1 protein-coding gene is annotated in these 1,011 nt (G+C 41.2%); it reads left to right on the forward strand.

Going from position 1 to position 1,011, the window contains the following annotated elements; all coding sequences use genetic code 11:
• A partial coding sequence (locus FFM78_RS13655; RefSeq protein WP_137638918.1) for an ISL3 family transposase occupies positions 1-1,011 on the forward strand: 1,011 nt, incomplete at both ends.

A 1,011-nucleotide genomic window follows, 5' to 3' on the forward strand; every position in this document is an offset into this window, starting at 1 on the left:
CGCAAAAGTATATATAGCCACGGTTAAGTTCGACCAGAAACATTGCGCTAACTGTGGCTTTTGCGAGCTAAGTCATAATGGACACTACGTATCACGCGTGACCTATCTGGCAGCGAATGCGAGTGAACCAGTTTATTTAGAACTCCATAAAGAACGCGTCATTTGTCGTAATTGTAAAGCGTCGTTTATGGCTACTTCTGATGTGGTAGACAAGTACTGTTGTATCTCCCGAGCCACGCGTCAGAAAGTGTTTATGAGTCTACAAGACGACCGCACTCAAGCTAGCATTGCGATCGATGCCGGCATATCAGCTAGCACTGTCTGTCGTTACTTAGACAACTATGATGACTTATTTCGCAGAAATCTTAACTATCTACCGGTTCATCTCGCCATGGATGAATTTAGAGGAATTGGTGGTCGGCTCCATTTCATCTGTATTAATGGCGCTGGTGAGCACGAAATTCAACAAATTCTGCCAGACCGATTCAAGCAAAGTATTACTGATTATTTTAAACAATTTCCAGCAAGTGTTCGAGCACGTGTCAAAACAGTTACCGTAGATCTAAATAGTTACTATCAAGACATTGCCAAGGCAATGTTTCCGCAGGCAAAAATTGTGATCGACCGCTTTCACATCGTTGCAATGATGACTCGAGCTTTTAATCAAACTCGGGTGCAAACCATGAAAAAGTACAATAAAAGATCCTATGAATATCGCACGTTAAAGTTCGCCTGGCGGCTTTATTTGAAGTATGCCGGAAATCTAGATGAGGAACATGTCTTTTATGACCGACACCTGCGAAAACAACTCACACAACTAGAACGTGTAGAACAAGGACTGACAATTAACGAAGAACTTAAAGCATCGTACGAGTCGATGCAAAGCATCATGGAAAACCTTAAGAATCAAGACAAAGACAAGCTTGTGGAAGATCTATATACAAATCAAAATATAAGTCCCTACATGAAAGCAGTGTTTCAAACGTTCAAAAAGAACTTAGTGGTTGTACT

It is taken from the genome of Loigolactobacillus binensis (assembly GCF_005405165.1).
In the GTDB taxonomy this organism is placed as follows: domain Bacteria; phylum Bacillota; class Bacilli; order Lactobacillales; family Lactobacillaceae; genus Loigolactobacillus; species Loigolactobacillus binensis.